This is a genomic window from Lactobacillus paragasseri (genome assembly GCF_003584685.1).
Taxonomy (GTDB): Bacteria; Bacillota; Bacilli; order Lactobacillales; family Lactobacillaceae; genus Lactobacillus; species Lactobacillus paragasseri.
Genome location: NZ_AP018549.1, coordinates 1302030 through 1320217, shown reverse-complemented (window position 1 = coordinate 1320217; position 18188 = coordinate 1302030). Strand labels below are relative to the sequence as shown.

Sequence of the window (18188 nt, the reverse complement as noted above, 5' to 3'; positions counted from 1 at the left end):
TAGCAAATTTTAGGTTTGCTAGCATTTTTTCTAAGGCTATTTAATTTTAGTTTTTAATTGATACTTTTCCGATTTCACTTGTGATTATTAGTGAATTACTTGAATTTTCATCGCCAACGTATCCTTCGATTTCATCGTATTCATTATTGCCATAAATAATGGAGTCGAGTGGAAGATCGGTAGGACCGATTTTTTTAGTATTAATTTTGAATTTAAATAATTCTGTTCTTGGTACATTTACACGGATACTTCCAACTCTGCTTTTAATTAAAAAACTAAAGTTAGATTTATCAGCAATTGATAAATTTATTTTACCAATTCCAGACTTAATATCACCGCTACCTTTAATATTATTTAGGCTCATATTTCCTGTATCAGTGACTAAATCCATTCTTTCGCTATTAAGGTCATTAATAATAATTTTTCCACTCTTTGTATCAATAAAAAAGTTTTTGGTAGAAATATTATCTAAATCTATGTTTCCACTGCTTGTATGATAAGAAATCTCTTCTTTTGCGCAAACATGATCGCTGGTTAAAATTCCAGAATGCGCATTAATATGAAATACATTCGCAGATGTATTAGAAACAGCAATATCACCTGACTTCAGGTCTGCCTGGACGCGTTTAAGCTTAGAGTGAGCTAACAATAAATCTCCAGAAACTGCAGTAACATCAAGCAGGAAATAATTTGTGACTTTATTAATATAAACATCACCGCTTTGACTTCTAATTGTTAGAAAACCAGTAAAATTTTTAGGTAAAAATAATAAAGTTTTGTTTTTAAAAATTCCAACCAGCTTACGTGGACCTTGGGTAATTTTTAAGACATTGCCAACTTTTTCGACCGTTGAATGAAGATTTTCAATGTCTCGAGACATAAAGTCATGCACAATTAAGTTTGATGAATTAGTGGGTAAGACCAAAATATCGCCCAAACGGTAGTTAAGGTGAATCTCATCAATTTGATTTAATTTGAGATTTAATTCGTTAACTAATTTTGAATCAAAGATTTTAGCAAAAAAGTCATTGTATTTACTGTAGTCAGTTTCTTCTAAATTCTTTAATTGTGATAATAAAGTGTCTAGATCAGTTAAATTTAAAAGTGCTTTTTGTTCTGCTTCAACCTGACTTGCACCATGCTGAATTTCTTTTTTTATTAGATTGTTGATTTTTTTACTCAGAGTATTTTGTAAAGGTTTATTTTCCTTGATATGAGGAAATTTATTGAAAAATTCTTTTAGTTTTTCATCAATCATGCTGAACTCCTTTAATATTTGTTACACTTTTATTATATAGCACCCCAAAAAACTTTATGTATTATTTTGGGGATTATAAAAGACTATTAAAATTTTCGTTAGGAGAAAAAATGAAATTTATAAAATGGATTTGGAGATTAGTTGTAGTTGGATTAATCTTTATTTCATTGAGTTTGACTTTAACAAGTCCAGTTGAATTGAAAGTTGATAGTACCGCTGGTCTTGTGAAAAGCTCAATTAATAAAGTTGTTGACCAAGCGAATAATAGTGACTTGCAAATGGGAGTTGCCTTTTTGCAAGAATCAGGAATCGAAGATACACTTTTATCACAGTTACCCAAAAATATTGAATTAAAGACATCATATCAAGGGCTAAATCAATTGAGTAGTAATTATTTGGCCAATGGTAAATTAGCTGCATCTGATTTAAAACTAAATAATGATACGCAGCAAGAACAAGTTTTTAATCAGTTAATATTACAATTAGTAAATGAACAATTAAGGCAGAATTCTGCTGATGTAAAACAAGCAGCCGAGATTTATCATTTGATTTATTTCCTACTAATTGGTCTTTATATTTTGGCAATAGTAATGGTTTTATTTGGTAAAAAGATTGCAATTTTACCACTTTTAATTGCCGCAGTAGGCTCATATGGGGTTTTATCGTATGCAGCTGAAATTGCCACAAGCTCGCTTCAACAAAGCGTTTATACCGGGATCAATGTAAGTTTAAGTAGTGGATTAAGTCAAGCACTGATTACTGCGATTATTGCTGTAGTTGGATGTTTATTCATTAGAATTAAGCAGAATAAGGAGTAAAAATGCTGTTTGAAACAAGTGATAATATAAAAATTAATTATAAATTAACTGGGAAAGGGAAGACAATTGTCTTAGTTAATGGTTTTGGGGCATATCAAGAAATATGGTCTGCTCAAGTATCATTTCTTAATAATTTAGGATATCAAGTACTTACTTATGATCATCGGAATATGGGGAAGAGCCAACGAACAGAAAAAGGTCATAATATTGCCCGTCTAACACAAGACTTAGAAGAATTAATTTCTTTTCTAAAAATTAAACAGGCTACTTTCATGGGACACTCAATGGGCGCTTCGATTATTTTCTGTCTAATAAAAAAATGGCCAACTGTAGTTAAACGTGCATTAGTGATAGATCAATCACCTAAGATGCTTAATGATAGGAATTGGAAGTATGGTTTTATGGACTATACAAGTGAAAATTATCATGAAAAATGCCAAGAAAGACCTCATGTTCACGAAACTTTTGCAGGACTAGATGATGATGTTTATGCCAAACTCACGAAAGCAAAAGAAGAAGATCCGTTTAATAGAAAAGATAATGTGGACTTATTAGAAAATCATATGTCGCTAGATTGGCGAAAAGTTATAGAAAACGCATCAATTCCAATTACTTTTTTTATTGCTAAGGAGAGTCCGTATTATCGTGAAGGATATGAAAAACTTCTTGAAGAAAAAAATGATCAAGTAGATAGTTTTATTATGTCACCAACTGGTCATGTAATTATGGCGGAAATTCCTAAGCAATTTAATAGCAAATTAAAAGATATTTTAGGGTAATAAAAAAGAGGCTTATGCCTCTTTTTTGGTAATTATTTTAACTTTTTATTGATATTTGCTAAATTTTGGTAATTTTCTGTTATCCACTTCAAATAAGTTGTATTGTTTGGAATGGTTTCACGAACTTGCAAGATTGGAATCTTCTTTGATTTAGCTCTTTTAACGAAATTGTTAACAGTGGAACTATTTACTTGGGAGTTCTTAACAAAGAAAGAGATACCACGATTATTAATAGTTTGATTCATTTGATGAACAATTTTGGCACTTGGATCGGTTTCATTTTCAATTGCTTCTTCAAAAGCTTTATCACCAATCTTAAAGTGGGTAGCTTTCAAAGCGTAATCGAATACTGGTTCACTAACATATACTGGCTTTTGCTTTGTACCATCAATAGAATCAGCCATTTTTTGAACTTTTTTTATTTTTTCTAAGTATTTAGTTCCATGTTCTTTATAATAGTTTGCATGCTTTTTATCAATTTTAGATAAACGCTTTACCAAATAGTTGACATATTTGGTTGGCATATTTAAGTCAAACCAGATATGAGGATTATCACCGCTTTTCAAATTCATTAAGTCTTCGCCAACTAAGACAGCAGACTTATTACTTGATTTAGCTAATTTTGCTAGCCAGGAATCATATCCTAAACCATTAGCTACAATGATTTTGGCGTCTTGAACTTTTTTTGCATCTGCAGTAGTTGGTTCGAAATCATGGGGATCGGTGGAACTACTAGTAATAATGGCTGTTGCCTTACCGTACTTACCCAAAACATTTTGGGCAATATCAGCATAAACATTGGTGCTCGTAACAATCGATATTTTGTTAGACGATGAATTATCCTTTTTGGAGCAACCAGTAAGAACAAAAAATAATGTTCCCATTACAATAAAAAGAGAAAAAATCTTTTGATAATATTTTTTCATTTTGTATATTTATCCTTTCAAGGTATTGGAGCTATATCTTTATTCAATATAAATCATATCAGAATCTGGTAATGTTTTTTAATTTGATAATTTATTTTTTAATAATTTGTCTTAGTTGGCTTGTGTTATAGTAGAAAGAAATTATGAAATTAAGGTTGAGAAGAAATGAAAGCTACAATTTATATTACAGGTAGTATTGCTGCCTATAAAGCAATTAATGTTGTACGAAATTTTCAAAAAAAAGGACATGAAGTAAGAGTAGCTATGACAAAAGAAGCTGTCCATTTGATCGGTACCCAAACATTAGCTGCTTTAACTAAGTATCCAGTATTGACTGATCTCTGGGAAAAAGAAAGAGCTAATCAGATCCAGCATATTGAATTGGCTGATTGGACAGAAATGGCTGTTGTAGTCCCAGCAACTGCTAATTTTATTGCCAAAATTGCAAATGGTATTGCTGATGATGCGGCAACTACGACTTTTTTAGCAACAGCTTCACCTAAATACGTAGTTCCAGCTATGAACAGTCATATGTGGAGTAATCCTGCCTTTCAAAGAAATCTAGCATTAGTAAAACAAGATGGAATTGCTGTAATGGAGCCCGCTACTGGACGCTTAGCTGAAGGATATAGCGGCAAGGGAAGGATGCCAGAGCCAGATGACATTATGGCTTGGATAGATGATTCTCTTCAAGCTAAAAAAGTATTAGCTGGTAAAAAAATTGTAATTACTGCAGGTGGAACCATATCTCCACTTGATCCAGTTCGTTTTTTGGGTAACCGTTCGAGTGGTAAGATGGGAATAGCTTTAGCTAAAGCTGCTCTTGCTGCTGGGGCAGAGGTGATTTTAATTTCAGGACACATTGCTGTTTCATTACCTAACTCACCTAATTTAAAAAATATTAAGGTAGAAACTACTGAAGAAATGCTCTCAGCTGTTAAGACTGCTTTTTTAGGAGCAGATGCTTTAATTATGGCAGCTGCTGTAGCAGATTATGAACCGGTAAATTATATTACTCATAAAATCAAAAAGCAGGATCAGGGGGATGAGTTAAAGATTTATTTGAAAGAAACTCCTGATATTTTGAAAAAAATGGGAGGTATAAAAAAGGCAAACCAAGTTGTTGTTGGCTTTGCCGCTGAAACAAACAATTTATTAGAAAATGCTTCTAAAAAACTGCAAGAGAAAAACGCTGATATGATTGTTGCAAATGATGTCAGTCATGGAGTATTTGGTAGCGATAAAGATAAAGTTACGATTTTAAGGCAAGGTAAAACAATCGAGAATATAGTAGAGACAACTAAAATTGAAATTGCTAAAAAAATAATTATTTTGGTTGCTGAAGAACTTGAAAGTAGGAAAGTTGAAAAATGAAAAAAACAGTATTAACGAAGCGAGAAATGATCTTTGTTTGTTTAATGCTCTTAGTGCTTTTAGGTTTATTTATTTCTAGTTCAATGACTTATCACGAACAAGAGATGTCACCAGGATTTATTCATCGACATTTTCCAATTATTGAAAGAGTAGTTGGAAAGTGGAATATCTATTATGCTGGACGTTGGCACAATGCATTTTTGGACAATGGGGAAGCGGGAATGACTCAATTTGTCATGAGAAAATTTGCCCATTTTTCATCATATTTTTTAGTTGGTTTATTTGCTTGTTTAGGCTTAGACCGCTTATTTAAAAAATGGTGTGGCCCCTTATTTATTTGGCTAGGGATTATTGGATTAGCGGGATTAGATGAATTTCACCAATATTTGACTGGAGATAGAACTCCAAGTCTTCACGATGTTGCTCTCGATTCAGCCGGAGCGCTTTTAGCTATTTTATTCTGTATTTTTATCTACTGGATTAGACACCATCAAGAAAAAAGTAATTCATAATTAATCATAGATTGAATTTAAACCTTGAGTGCGTTATGATTGACAAGGTTAACTATATTAAATAAAAAGAAAGAAGGATTCTTATGTCAGGACATTCAAAATGGCACAATATTCAAGGCCGCAAGAATGCGCAAGACGCTAAGAGAGGTAAAGTTTTCCAAAAATTATCTCGTGAAATTTATATGGCTGCAAAGAGTGGTGGTCCTGACCCTTCAGGAAATCCTACTTTACGTATGGTTATGGATAAAGCACGTGCAGCAAACATGCCTAAGACTAATATTGAACGTGCTATTAAGAAGGCTGAAGGTAATTCAGATGAACATTATGATGAAATTACCTATGAAGGCTACGCACCCGGTGGTGTTGCAGTTTTGGTTGAAGCTTTAACTGATAACAAGAACCGTACTGCTTCTGATGTTCGTGTTGCCTTTACTCGTAATGGAGGTTCACTCGGTGCAACTGGTTCTGTTGCTTACATGTTTGACCGTAAGGGATATATTGTAATTGATCGTTCCACTACTGATGCTGACGAAGACCAAGTTTTACTTGATGTTATGGACGCTGGTGGGGATGATTTAGAAACTAGTGATGATGCATTTGAAATCTACACTGATCCTAAGCAATTTACAGCTGTACGTGATGCTTTAGAAAAAGCTGGCTACAAGTTAGCTAACGCTGAATTAACTATGATTCCGCAAAACACCACTCCAGTTCCAGCAGATAAAAAAGAGCAATTTTCTCATTTAATTGATGCATTAGAAGATAACGATGATGTTTCTAATGTTTATACTGCTGCTGCAGATGATGATGAATAATAATTTATCAAGAAATAGACCTAATTTTCATTTTAGGTCTATTTTTTTATGGCTGACCTTTGCGTCAGTCTTTTTTTTACTCAATTTTTAAAATAATAAAAAAACTATTACATTTTTGCGTACTAATAAGTGTATGGCAAAGGAGGGATTAATTATGAACGAAGTATCAGAAGTTATTTTAGAAAAAGCAATTAAAAGCCATGCTAGTGATATCTTTATTTTTCCAGCTATTGGAGGCTATGAAATAAAGATTCGAACTGCCCTAGGCTTGAGTAAAATAAAAGAATTAGGCCAGCAAGCAGGAAAAGAATTACTTAATTATTTCAAGTTTCAGGCGCAAATGGATATATCTGAGCGTCGTAGACCACAAGTGGGTGCTTATCAGACTAAATTTGGGGATGAAAAGGTTTTTTTACGCTTTTCAAGTGTGGGGGAATTTGAGGGAGATGAGTCTTTAGTAATTCGATTAATTTATGGAGAAAAAAGTAATAATTATTTTCTCTCGGAACAATTCGATTTGCTAAAAAGACTTACTAATCAACGGGGGTTGATAGTGACTAGTGGTCCAACAGGATCGGGAAAGACTTCAACCATGTATGAACTAGCACAACTAGTGGGAAAAGAAAAGGTTGTAATGACTATTGAAGATCCGGTCGAGGTTTGGAATCCCAATTTTTTACAAACACAGGTAAATCTTGTTGCGGGAATTGCTTATCCAGATTTACTAAAGGCTGCTTTACGACATAGGCCGGATATTTTAATTATTGGGGAAATTCGAGATCAAGAAACTGCCAAAAACAGTATTAATGCAGCTTTAAGTGGACATTTGGTTTTAGCAACTATTCATGCGAAAACAGCCTTGCAAACAATTTCACGTCTTGAAGGATTAGGAATCACTAAAGATGAATTATGCAATTGTCTGACAGCTGTTTCTTATCAAAGGTTGCTACCAATAAAAAATCAAAATAAAGTTGCTTGTTTAATGGATATTAGGTATGGAAAAATACTTGATCAAGCTATTGCGTTTAATGACAATCGCCATGATTTGAGTAATTGGCAAAGTAATTTAGAGCAGTTAGTTGAAAGAGGAAAGATTAGTGAAGATACGAAGCATCTTTATGAAGAAGGATAAACTAAACAGCGCTGCTCAATTAATTTTTATTGATTATTTAAAACAAGCACTAATTAATGGTTATTCGCTTAATGCTAGTTTAAAACTACTGCCTAAAATATGGAGTGGTAATTCTAGCCACTTAGTCTATATAAGTAAACAAGTTGAAGAAGGCAGGCAACTTGGAGATGTATTGCATGAAGTGGGATTTTCTAGTACTTTATCTGCACAAATAAATATGGCGATTATTGACGGAAATTTATTGTCTTGTTTAGACCAATTAAGTAAACTTATTCGATTGAAAAATAAGCAGTTAAAGAAATTGCGAGGAGAATTGGCTTATCCAGCACTTTTAATTGGAATGATGGTTACGCTATTGATTTGTATGCAAACCTTTTTAAAGACAGAAATGTCAGATAATGACTGGACGAGTAATTTAATGTTAGGTGGACTTGTGTTGTTAGTTATTATAGGCGCATTTCTTATTAGTAAGATAATCATGTTGCTCAATAAACAAGATTATTATGCCCTGAATAAATTAACTAGGATACCTATAATTGGACCAACATTAAATTTATATGTTCACTATCTTATCGTGTCTGACTTAGCTATTTTACTGATCAATGGCTTCTCACTGCAAAAAATTTGTCAACTTACTGATCAGCAACCAAAGAATTCGTTGCAACAAGTTTTAGGAGCAAAAGTGAAGAATCAATTAGAAAAAGGAATTGAAATTAAAGCAATTATTGAGAGTGAAGCTTTTATTTCTAATAATTTAATTATGCTTTTAGAGACTGGAACGACAAGAGAGCAAATTGGGAAAAGAGCATTATTGCTTAGCAAGACACTTTTCTATGAATTAAATCTCAAATTAAACAGTTTAATCGTTAATTTGCAGCCGCTGTGCTTTATTTTTATTGGAATTTGTATTCTAGGAATGTATTTAAAAATTTTAATGCCAATGTATCATTTAATGGAAACAATGTAGAGGTAAAAATGAGAAAGTTAAAGCATTTTATTATGAAAAATAAACAGGTAAAAGGATTTACCTTAGTTGAAATGGTAATTGTAATTGCCATTATTGCGATGCTAATTTTGTTAATTGTTCCGGGCTTAAGTAAGCAAAAAGAAAGAGCGACTACCAAAACAGATGAAGCCTTAAGAACAACGATTGAGACCCAAAGACAATTAGCTGAAGATAATGGAGATGGTACTTCATTAGAAGAGCTAGTAAAGAAGGAATATATTTCTCAAAAACAAAAAGAAAGATATGAAAAATTACCGCAGAAATGATTTTTAAGAGAATAAAAGCTTTTACTTTGATTGAAACGATAGTTACTTTAACAATAATTTGTTTACTCGTGTTAATGCCAACGCTTTATGTTAAAAATATTAAGGAACAGATAATCTTAGACAGTACCACGCGTCAAATTAGATCAACTATCAATAAGTATTTGCATCTCTCAACAGTAGAAAAGAAGTCGTATTTTTTATCATATTTTGACAATAATTCTTCAATTCAGATAATGGAGCCGCATCAAGTGTCAAAAGTATATTTGAATCGACATGTTAGAGTTTATAATTTTGATAATTTATATATTAGCAATCGCGGAACCATATCGCCGAGAACAATTACTGTTAAGAGTGGAAGCAAAGAAAAGAAAATTAAAATACAGATGACATGGGGTAGGATGGTTGAAGAATAGAAAAGTCAAGGGCTTCATTTTATTGGAAGCATGTGTAGGCTTCACGATAGCCTGTTTAGGAGTATTGCTTTTAGGGATAACAATTAAACAAAATAGACAGACTGAAAAACAGATTGAAAAACGAGTAGATAAGGCTTATGCGGAATATATTTTTAGACACAGTGATAAGAAGACATTATTAGTGCATGATCATGTCTATCATAGAAAATAAAATAATGAAAAAGATAAAGGGTTTTACCTTATTAGAAGCTGTATTTGCAATCGCAGTTACTATTTTATGTGCGCAAATATTATTTGGACTTATAGGCACACTTAGAAAAGTTAATCGCCAGAAAACCGGAGTTAATGAAATTTCGTATAGTTATGTACAGATAAATAATTTCTTAAAAGAAAGTGGACATGTTGAAGTAAGTACAACGGGTTCAGATCCAACTAAAATTGTTCTTAGAAAGTTATCGGATAAGAAGAAAAAGAATGGTGATTTAATTTACGATACATATGTAATTGATATGAGTTCAAATGATGTTTTGAGAATGAGAACAGATGAGGGAGGACACATGCCGCTACTTTTTCAAATTAAAAAAATAAAATGTTCTACTTCAAAAGATTCTTTTTCTATTTTAGTAACTGAAAAAGATGGTAGACAAAGTGAGATGTTTTTCAAAACAGATTTACCAAAGAAAAAGGAAAATAAAATACAGGATGAGAAAAAAGATAAGAGTAAAAAGGCTTAAGGGAAGTGCCTTAATTAGTAGTTTGCTGCTTATTAATATTTGCATTGCCTTTGTAATGATGTATCAACGTAGTTTTACTGAAAATATGGAAAGTAATCTTTCTTTGATAAATTATTTTTCCAAGTAACAATGATTGCTTGCTAGTATTTGATGATACCTATAGAATATTAGAAGGAATATTAAAGAAGGAAGAAAAATGCAAAAAGTAGAAGAATTATATCCAAAATTTCAGACAGCTATTGAGCATTTACAAAAAGCGCTGAATGTTTCTTTTTCATCGGCATTGACGGAAACCTTTGATAATCTAGAAAATGGAAAAATCAAAGTAGAATCAGGTGCCCCAGATAAAGAAACCGTAGCTGAATTAACTGAAGAGTATCGTAAATTAGATTATGATAATTTGCCACGTACCTTAAAAGTACAAATATTTACTTTATTAACTTTAAAAGCAATTATTCAAGATGCCAGTGACTATAACTTGATGCCCACACCTTCAGTAATTGCTACAGTAATTGCTTTGATTTGGCAAAGAATCGTTCCGACAGGTAAAAAAACTGTGGTTGATCCCGCAATTGGAACTGGAAATTTACTTTATTCGGTTATTAGACAGCTGATTCAGGAAAATCATTCACAAAACAATTACAAATTAATTGGAATTGATAATGAAGAAGCATTATTGGATTTAGCAGATATTGGCGCCCATCTTGAAGATTTAAAGATTGATTTATATTGTCAAGATGCTTTAGATCCATGGATGATTGAAAAAGCGGATATAGTGGTAAGTGATGTGCCAGTAGGTTATTATCCATTGGATAATAATGCTGAGCGTTTCGAAAATCATGCAAAAGAGGGACATTCGTTTGCCCATACTTTATTTATTGAACAAATAGTAAATAATCTTAAGCGTGATGGTTTTGCATTTTTAGTAGTACCTAGATTACTATTTACTGGTAAAGGATCTACTGAATTCATGACTTGGCTGGCTAAAAAAGTTAATATTCAGGCGATTGTCGATTTGCCTGATGACATGTTTTCAAGCCAAATTCAACAAAAATCAATTTTAGTTTTCCAAAATCATGGGGAGCATGCTCTCAAGCGTGAAGTTTTGGTGGCTAAATTAGATTCATTAAAGAAACCAGAATCTTTAGTAGCATTTAATATGAAACTAAATGACTGGTATCATAAGAGTGAAAATTAATTTATATAATACGAGAGGTATATAAAATGAAAAAAGTTTTAGCAGTAAACTCAGGTAGTTCATCATTTAAATACAAATTATTTTCTCTAGATAATGAAAAAGTAATTGCATCTGGTATGGCTGACCGTGTTGGTTTACCAGGTTCTGTTTTCACAATGACTTTAGCAGATGGTAGTCAACATGATGAACAAAGTGATATTGCTAATCAAGAAGAAGCAGTTCAAAAGTTGCTAAGTTGGCTTAAAGAATACAATGTTATCGATTCTTTAGCAGATATTGCTGGGGTAGGGCATCGTGTCGTTGCTGGTGGTGAAGAATTTACTGATAGTACAGTCATTACAGATGATAATCTTTGGAAGATTTATAATATGAGTGACTATGCACCATTGCATAACCCAGCTGAGGCTGACGGCATCTATGCTTTCATGAAAGTTTTACCTAATGTACCTGAGGTTGCTGTTTTTGATACTTCTTTCCACCAATCGTTAGATCCTGTCCAATACTTATACTCAGTACCATATAAGTACTATGAAAAGTTCCGTGCTAGAAAATATGGTGCACATGGTACTTCAGCTCGTTATGTATCACGTCGCACAGCTGATTTACTAAAGAAGCCAGTTGAAGATTTAAAGATGGTTTTATGTCATTTAGGTAGCGGTGCATCTGTCACTGCTATTAAAGATGGGAAGTCTTTTGATACTTCAATGGGATTCAGTCCGGTTGCAGGAATTACAATGAGTACTAGAAGTGGTGACGTTGATCCTTCTTTACTTCAATTTATTATGAAAAAAGGCAACATTACTAGCTTTAATGAAGTTATTAAGATGTTAAACACCAAATCTGGTTTACTCGGTCTTTCAGGAATCTCCCCAGATATGAGAGATATTGAAAAAGCAATTAAAAATGGTGATAAGCAGGCTAAACTTACAAAAGATATTTTTATTAACCGAATTGTTCGCTATATTGGAGCTTATATGACTGAAATGGGTGGTTTAGATGTTTTAGTCTTTACTGCAGGAATCGGAGAACATGATGCAAGTGTGAGAAAGCAGATTATGGATGGCCTAACTTGGCTTGGTCTTGAATATGATGAAAAAGCTAATAAGGCCAACAAGGAAGGAATTATCACTACACCAGATTCAAAGATTACTGCAATGATTGTTCCAACCAATGAAGAGTTAATGATCGCACGTGACGTTGTTCGTTTAGCTAAATTAGATAAGTAATCGTGAGAGCAAGATTATAGCATTTTAACAGTGACTGTGATATCATTGAAACATCTGGGGATGTTTTGGGATTCGACAGGCGTAGATTCGCGTTGACTGCGATTCGTAGGTCACGTCTACGTTAAAACGTCACAGTTAAATTATAACTGCAAATAACGAAAATTCTTACGCAGTAGCTGCTTAGTCAGCCTGCGTGATCCAATGACGGATTGCTCGTGTCTGTCTGCGGGTCTTACCATTTAACGAGCTACGTTTAACTACTTACCTTAATAGTTAGAAATAAGATTCTTAGGTTAGTTTTGATAGTTTAGCCCTGTTATATGGCGTTTTATCAAAACGAAATTTAAGTAATATAACTATGATCGTAGAGGTTAACGACGGAATACGTTTGGACAGGGGTTCAATTCCCCTCATCTCCATAAATGGTTTAAGGAATGTTGATTTATCAACACTCAAGCATGATAAAACCACCTTTTGGCTAAAAAGGTGGTTTTATTTTTATATATTTAGCTGTGAAATGGAGTTTATAGAAGATATTTAAATAAGTTGATTTAAGTTACCTAAGAAGGTAACTTTTTTATTAACTAGAAATTTTAATGACAGTTTTTAGCTAATAAGCTCGGTCAATTACTGAGCGCCTTTAGGTCTATAAACAACTTTTTCTATATCGTCAATTGAAATTGGCATCATAGCCATTGTTTTCTTTTCTTGTTCAGGAGTTTCAACGCCATAATCAGGTAAAAAGTGAGTTGCATCTAATTGGTCCATTAGACAAACTAATTCACCTGTTTTTAAAATAACTTCATCATATTCTTGTGGAATGAGTTTATTCATTTCTCTTCACCTCTTTCTTTATATAATGAAAATCTTTTCAATAGAATATCATAAATATTCATCAACATGAAAAATTATAGAATCTTATTATTCAATACGGTTTTTATATGTCTTTTTGATACAAAATTGATAAACGATTAACATTTAATGAAAAAGTGTAGATCTTTAAAGCTATACAAATTTTTCAAAATAATATTTATTTTTATAATAAAAGATGATAGTCTGTTAGTTGAAATGTTAAACGCTTAGCATGTAGGAGGAGAAAAGATGTTGGAAAATAAAAAACATAAAAAGATGTCTTTAAGCGGAAAATCTTTATTAATGGGGACCTTGTCTACAGCAGCAATTGTATTAAGTGCTTCCACTGTAAATGCTGCTACTAATACTGATACTGTTGATAATGCTAATGCTAGTCAAGTTACCACAGTAAAAGCATCTGCTTCGGTTAACAAAAATGATAATAGTGGATTAAAAGAAAATGCTACGAACGACAAAGTAGCTGGAACTGAGACAAATCTAAACTCTAGTTTAAATTCTGGTAAAGAAACAAGTAGCCAAGTTAATGACAGTAAGGAAGATAGTTCATCAACACAAGTAGGAAGTACTCCAATTTCTTCTGCAATCATTAATAATGGTAAAGCCTCTAGTGATTTAAACCAAGATTCTGACAATATTTCCGATCATTTTAAGGATAATAATTCTCAAGGGCAAAGTTCAACTTCTTCAGAGAAAACCGAATTAAAGGGAAAAATCAAAGAAATTGTTAATAATTCTGGTATTGATGTCACAAAATTAACTAATGATCAAATTAATAATTTAAATAAAGTTAATTTTGATAATGATCCACAAGACGGAACAAAATTAACATTAAACGATTTAGATGCAATTGGACAGGCTCTTATAAGAAGAGATCCAAAATATGCAGTTCCATATTTTAATGCAAAAGAAATAAAAAATATGGATGCAGCGGAAACTAAAGATGCACAAACTGGTAAAACTGAAACTTTGGAAATCTGGGATTCGTGGCCAGTACAAGACCCTATAACTGGTTATGTATCAAACTATAAGGGCTACCAACTTGTCATTGCAATGATGGGAATGCCTAAAAAGAACGATAATCATATTTATCTTTTGTATAATAAATATAATGATAATGAATTCTCGCATTGGAGAAATGCGGGTTCTATCTTTGGATATAATGAAACTCCTGATTTACAGGAATGGTCAGGATCTGCCATTGTAAATAAAGATGGTTCTGTTCAACTATTTTATACAAAAAATGATACATCAAATGGTAAGCTAAATGATCAACAGTTGGCAACAGCTAATTTGAAGTTAAATGTTGATAACAATGGTGTTTCAATTGCTAGTGTTGATAATGATCATGTGATTTTTATTGGTGATGGTAAACATTATCAAACTTATGATCAATTCTCAAATGGTAAAAATAGAAATAGAGATAATTATACATTACGAGATCCTCATGTAGTGGAAGAAGAGAATGGTGATCGTTATTTAGTATTTGAAGCAAACACTGGAAGCAATAATTACCAAGGCGAAGATCAAGTTTATAGATGGGCTAATTATGGTGGAAATGATAAGTTCAATGTCAATAATTTCTTGAGCTATTTTGGTAATAATGATGATCAAGCTCTCGCTTCTGTGGCTAATGGTGCACTGGGAATTTTAAAATTAAGTGGGGATCAAAACAATCCAACTGTTAAGTTAGATGATGTTTACTCACCTTTAGTAACGTCATTAATGGTTAGCGATGAAATGGAAAGACCTGATATTGTTAAAGTTGGAAATAAGTATTATCTATTTTCAGCAACAAGATTGTCTCGAGGAACTAAAGGAGAAATTACTCGGCTTGCTAATAAGGTTGTTGGAGACAATGTAGCGATGATTGGCTTTGTTTCTGATAGTTTAACGCATGGTTATGTGCCATTAAATGGTTCTGGTGTTGTATTAACCGCTTCAGTACCCGCAAATTGGCGTACGGCGACATATTCATATTATGCAGTTCCTATTGAAGGAAAAGAAAATCAACTTTTAATTACAGCTTATATGACTAATCGTGGTGAAGTAGCTGGAAAAGGTAACAATTCGACTTGGGCACCAAGCTTTATCTTGCAACTGAATCCAGATAATACTACCACTGTTTTAGCCAAATTAACTAATCAAGGTGTTTGGGTTTGGAATGGTGATAGTGAAAATAAAAATATGATTGGTAGTCTCGAAAAAGATTCTCCAAATAGTGCTGCTTTAGATGGAGAATGGGGCAAGTTTATTGATTGGGATGCAATTAATAGTTATAGTTTGAAACCACATCAACCTGTGACTCCAAATGTTCCAACAACTCCAGAGAAACCTGAAAACCCAACAACACCAAATACTCCTGATACTCCACGTACTCCAGAAGTTCCAACTACTCCAGTTAAGAAAACTACTCAGTCAGAACTTCCAAAGGCAGGAGCTAAAGACGGTATTGCTGCAACAATTTTAGGTGCTATAAGCTCAATGTTAGGAGTTATCGGTTTAGCAGGTATTTCAAAACGCAAGCGTAATAACTAAATTTATAAAAAAGATGAGTTTTAATATGACTCATCTTTTTTTGCTATAAATATAATTTATTCTAGTATGAAAAACTGTAAATTTTCTCAAAATTATCTTTTCCCTATAATAAATTTGAAAAGTAATCGTGGTGAAAAGCCAATCTATAGCATAAAAATATATTTCATTATGCTTAGCAAATATTAGACATTTACTTTTCATAATTTAGACTAAATATTTGAAAGAGTTTAATAAAGAGAAAATTTATGCAAGAAATTAATGAAAAATACTTTGAAGGAGAAAGAGCTTTATATGGTCTTTCTAACGCAATTTTAGAGAATGTTACGTTCGGTGAAGGAGAATCGCCGCTAAAAGAAACGCAGAATTTAGAAATAAAGGCTAATATTTTTAAATATAAATATCCTTTATGGTATTCAAATAATATTAAAGTTACTGATAGCACATTTGAAACAATGTCTAGAAGTGGTATTTGGTACACTAATAATATCTCAATTAAAAACTCCAATTTGCAGGCTCCTAAATTATTTAGAAGATGTAAACATGTTTCTTTAGATCACGTATTTTTTTCTGATGCTGAAGAAACAATGTGGACTTGTGAGGATATTACTATTAAAAATACTGAGATTAATGGTGACTATTTTGGAAAAGATAGTTCTGACATCTATATGGAAAATGTGCGCGTGATTGGAAACTATATTTTTGATGGTGCTAAAAATATTGTCTGCAAAAATTGTAGTTTTGTATCTAAAGATGCATTTTGGAATTGTGAGAATGTAACTTTAATTAATTGTCAAATAGATGGGGAATATTTAAGCTGGAATAGTAGCAATATTATTTTCAGAGATTGTACTATTGAAAGTGATCAAGGGCTTTGCTACATGGATCATGTTACTTTAGAAAACTGTATTTTAAATCAGACGACTTTAGCTTTAGAAAAATGTAGTAACATTAACGCAACTATCAAGAGTAAGATTACGAGCGTTAAAAATCCTATTTCTGGAGTAATTAAAGCGAAGAAGATTGAAACATTAATTATTGATCCAGCAAAGGTGGATCCTCGTGATACTAAGATTATCTCTGAGGAAGCAATCGTTAAAAAAGGTTCAGTTTCTGATCAAAATCAAGAGGGTGAATAAAATTGGATTATGATTTTACAACCGTGATAAATCGGCGACATACAGATTCAGTTAAGTGGAATGTTAAAGATAGTGAATTACCAATGTCGATTGCGGACATGGATTTTAAAACAGCACCTGAGATTGTTTTAGCAATGCGTGAAAAACTTGAACTAGGTGCCTTTGGCTATGAAGAAGCCGGAGCCGATTATTTTAATGCAGTAAGTCATTGGTATCAATTAGAGCATGGTGCAGATGCTGATCCAGACTGGATGATTTTTGCTACTGGAGTTGTGCCAGCCATTTCGTCAATTGTTAGACGTGTTTCTCATATAGGTGATAATGTATTAGTGCAAGAGCCAGTTTACAATATTTTTTATAATTCTATTGAAAATAACGGTCGGCATGTATTATCAAGTGATTTAATTTATAGTAATGGGAAGTATGAAATTAACTGGCAAGATCTAGAAGAAAAGCTGGCTAATCCTTTAACTACTTTGATGATTTTCTGTAATCCGCACAATCCTACAGGAATTGTATGGAAAAAGAACGAAGTGAAAAGAATTGCTTCTTTATGTCAAGAAAATCATGTAATTCTTCTGTCTGATGAGATTCATGGGGATTTAGTGCGTAATAACGTCAAATATACACCTGCTTTTTCTATTGCTAAACCCTTAAGAAGCAATGTAATTAGTTTAGTATCTCCAAGTAAAACTTTTAATGTTGCCGCCCTTCATGCCGCAACTGTGATTATTCCTGATAATAATTTACGTGATATCGTTAATCGTGGATTAAATAGCGATGAACTAGCTGAACCTAATCTTTTAGCTATTCCAGCGACAATTGCTGCTTATACGGAAGGGTTTAATTGGTTGCATGAGTTATTAGCGGTAATTGACAATAATTTTGCTTATGCTGAAAAGAAAATAACTAAACAGTTAAAAGATATAAAAATTGTTTCTGGTCCTGCAACTTATTTAATGTGGTTAGATGTGAGTGAAATCTCACAAAATAGTCAAGAACTAGCTGATTATATTAGAAGAGAAACTGGTTTAATTGTTTCACCAGGTAGCATTTATCGTGGTAATGGTAAAAACTTTTTAAGGTTGAATCTTGCATCCCCAATTTCAATGGTAAAAGATGGGATTAATCGATTAATTACTGGAATTAAAAAATATTCAAAAAAATAGCTGAAAGTGGTTTCAAAA

19 protein-coding genes and 1 other RNA gene are annotated in these 18188 nt (G+C 32.6%); 17 read left to right on the top strand and 3 right to left on the bottom strand.

Annotation, left to right across the window (positions count from 1 at the left end; genetic code table 11):
* Nucleotides 1-46: 46 nt before the first annotated feature.
* Nucleotides 47-1258 (bottom strand): DUF4097 family beta strand repeat-containing protein, encoded by a 1212-nt coding sequence (locus LpgJCM5343_RS06415; RefSeq protein WP_077958764.1) that lies wholly within the window; start codon nucleotides 1256-1258, stop codon nucleotides 47-49.
* A 110-nt stretch (nucleotides 1259-1368) separates the two neighbouring features.
* On the opposite strand from LpgJCM5343_RS06415, the gene LpgJCM5343_RS06410 reads away from it, so the two are divergent.
* Nucleotides 1369-2076, top strand: a complete 708-nt coding sequence (locus LpgJCM5343_RS06410) for a hypothetical protein (protein WP_077958765.1) — start codon at nucleotides 1369-1371, stop codon at nucleotides 2074-2076.
* Nucleotides 2077-2078: 2 nt separating this feature from the next.
* Complete coding sequence (locus LpgJCM5343_RS06405) at nucleotides 2079-2855, top strand: alpha/beta fold hydrolase (RefSeq protein WP_101890823.1); 777 nt, start codon at nucleotides 2079-2081, stop codon at nucleotides 2853-2855.
* A gap of 32 nt (nucleotides 2856-2887) precedes the next feature.
* Here the strand turns inward: LpgJCM5343_RS06405 and LpgJCM5343_RS06400 are convergent, their stop codons facing one another.
* Nucleotides 2888-3781 (bottom strand): metal ABC transporter solute-binding protein, Zn/Mn family, encoded by an 894-nt coding sequence (locus tag LpgJCM5343_RS06400; RefSeq protein WP_113532449.1) that lies wholly within the window; start codon nucleotides 3779-3781, stop codon nucleotides 2888-2890.
* A 165-nt stretch (nucleotides 3782-3946) separates the two neighbouring features.
* Here LpgJCM5343_RS06400 and coaBC point away from each other — a divergent pair, with 165 nt between their 5' ends.
* From coaBC to ssrA, 12 genes are all read left to right on the top strand, one after another.
* Nucleotides 3947-5155 carry a bifunctional phosphopantothenoylcysteine decarboxylase/phosphopantothenate--cysteine ligase CoaBC gene (gene coaBC / locus LpgJCM5343_RS06395; RefSeq protein ID WP_101890822.1) on the top strand — a complete coding sequence of 403 codons (1209 nt, stop codon included), beginning with the start codon at nucleotides 3947-3949 and terminating at the stop codon, nucleotides 5153-5155.
* The gene (locus tag LpgJCM5343_RS06390; protein WP_003648482.1) at nucleotides 5152-5667 is read left to right on the top strand and encodes a VanZ family protein; all 516 of its coding nucleotides are present in this window, start codon (nucleotides 5152-5154) and stop codon (nucleotides 5665-5667) included. The genes coaBC and LpgJCM5343_RS06390 overlap by 4 nt, the downstream gene beginning before the upstream one ends.
* Nucleotides 5668-5750: 83 nt before the next feature.
* Nucleotides 5751-6482 carry a YebC/PmpR family DNA-binding transcriptional regulator gene (locus tag LpgJCM5343_RS06385; RefSeq protein WP_020807906.1) on the top strand — a complete coding sequence of 244 codons (732 nt, stop codon included), beginning with the start codon at nucleotides 5751-5753 and terminating at the stop codon, nucleotides 6480-6482.
* Between the two features lie 154 nt (nucleotides 6483-6636).
* Nucleotides 6637-7614 carry a competence type IV pilus ATPase ComGA gene (gene comGA / locus LpgJCM5343_RS06380; RefSeq protein ID WP_101890821.1) on the top strand — a complete coding sequence of 326 codons (978 nt, stop codon included), beginning with the start codon at nucleotides 6637-6639 and terminating at the stop codon, nucleotides 7612-7614.
* Nucleotides 7601-8581, top strand: coding sequence for a type II secretion system F family protein (locus LpgJCM5343_RS06375; RefSeq protein WP_101890820.1), 981 nt, complete (start codon nucleotides 7601-7603; stop codon nucleotides 8579-8581). Before comGA ends, LpgJCM5343_RS06375 begins: the two co-directional genes overlap by 14 nt.
* 8 nt (nucleotides 8582-8589) lie before the next feature.
* Nucleotides 8590-8886, top strand: coding sequence for a competence type IV pilus major pilin ComGC (comGC, locus tag LpgJCM5343_RS06370; protein WP_039156129.1), 297 nt, complete (start codon nucleotides 8590-8592; stop codon nucleotides 8884-8886).
* Complete coding sequence (locus LpgJCM5343_RS06365; protein ID WP_020807902.1) at nucleotides 8883-9299, top strand: type II secretion system protein; 417 nt, start codon at nucleotides 8883-8885, stop codon at nucleotides 9297-9299. The genes comGC and LpgJCM5343_RS06365 overlap by 4 nt, the downstream gene beginning before the upstream one ends.
* Nucleotides 9289-9510, top strand: coding sequence for a type II secretion system protein (locus tag LpgJCM5343_RS06360; RefSeq protein ID WP_048686408.1), 222 nt, complete (start codon nucleotides 9289-9291; stop codon nucleotides 9508-9510). The genes LpgJCM5343_RS06365 and LpgJCM5343_RS06360 overlap by 11 nt, the downstream gene beginning before the upstream one ends.
* 4 nt (nucleotides 9511-9514) lie before the next feature.
* The gene (gene comGF / locus LpgJCM5343_RS06355) at nucleotides 9515-10033 is read left to right on the top strand and encodes a competence type IV pilus minor pilin ComGF (RefSeq protein ID WP_077959218.1); all 519 of its coding nucleotides are present in this window, start codon (nucleotides 9515-9517) and stop codon (nucleotides 10031-10033) included.
* Nucleotides 10034-10229: 196 nt separating this feature from the next.
* Nucleotides 10230-11231 carry a class I SAM-dependent methyltransferase gene (locus LpgJCM5343_RS06350; RefSeq protein WP_101890819.1) on the top strand — a complete coding sequence of 334 codons (1002 nt, stop codon included), beginning with the start codon at nucleotides 10230-10232 and terminating at the stop codon, nucleotides 11229-11231.
* A gap of 26 nt (nucleotides 11232-11257) precedes the next feature.
* Nucleotides 11258-12457 (top strand): acetate/propionate family kinase, encoded by a 1200-nt coding sequence (locus tag LpgJCM5343_RS06345; protein ID WP_039156134.1) that lies wholly within the window; start codon nucleotides 11258-11260, stop codon nucleotides 12455-12457.
* A 56-nt stretch (nucleotides 12458-12513) separates the two neighbouring features.
* Nucleotides 12514-12879, top strand: a transfer-messenger RNA (tmRNA) gene (ssrA, locus tag LpgJCM5343_RS06340).
* Nucleotides 12880-13084: 205 nt separating this feature from the next.
* On the opposite strand, the gene LpgJCM5343_RS06335 is transcribed toward ssrA, so the two are convergent.
* Entirely contained in the window at nucleotides 13085-13291 is a 207-nt protein-coding gene (locus LpgJCM5343_RS06335; protein WP_020807897.1) for a hypothetical protein, read from the bottom strand.
* Between the two features lie 267 nt (nucleotides 13292-13558).
* On the opposite strand from LpgJCM5343_RS06335, the gene LpgJCM5343_RS06330 reads away from it, so the two are divergent.
* The 3 genes from LpgJCM5343_RS06330 (at nucleotide 13559) to LpgJCM5343_RS06320 (ending at nucleotide 18170) form a co-directional block, all read left to right on the top strand.
* Complete coding sequence (locus LpgJCM5343_RS06330; RefSeq protein ID WP_101890818.1) at nucleotides 13559-15865, top strand: glycoside hydrolase family 68 protein; 2307 nt, start codon at nucleotides 13559-13561, stop codon at nucleotides 15863-15865.
* Nucleotides 15866-16110: 245 nt separating this feature from the next.
* Nucleotides 16111-17001, top strand: coding sequence for a DUF3737 family protein (locus LpgJCM5343_RS06325; protein ID WP_077958771.1), 891 nt, complete (start codon nucleotides 16111-16113; stop codon nucleotides 16999-17001).
* 2 nt (nucleotides 17002-17003) lie between these two features.
* Nucleotides 17004-18170 (top strand): MalY/PatB family protein, encoded by a 1167-nt coding sequence (locus LpgJCM5343_RS06320; protein ID WP_077958772.1) that lies wholly within the window; start codon nucleotides 17004-17006, stop codon nucleotides 18168-18170.
* Nucleotides 18171-18188 lie beyond the last annotated feature (18 nt).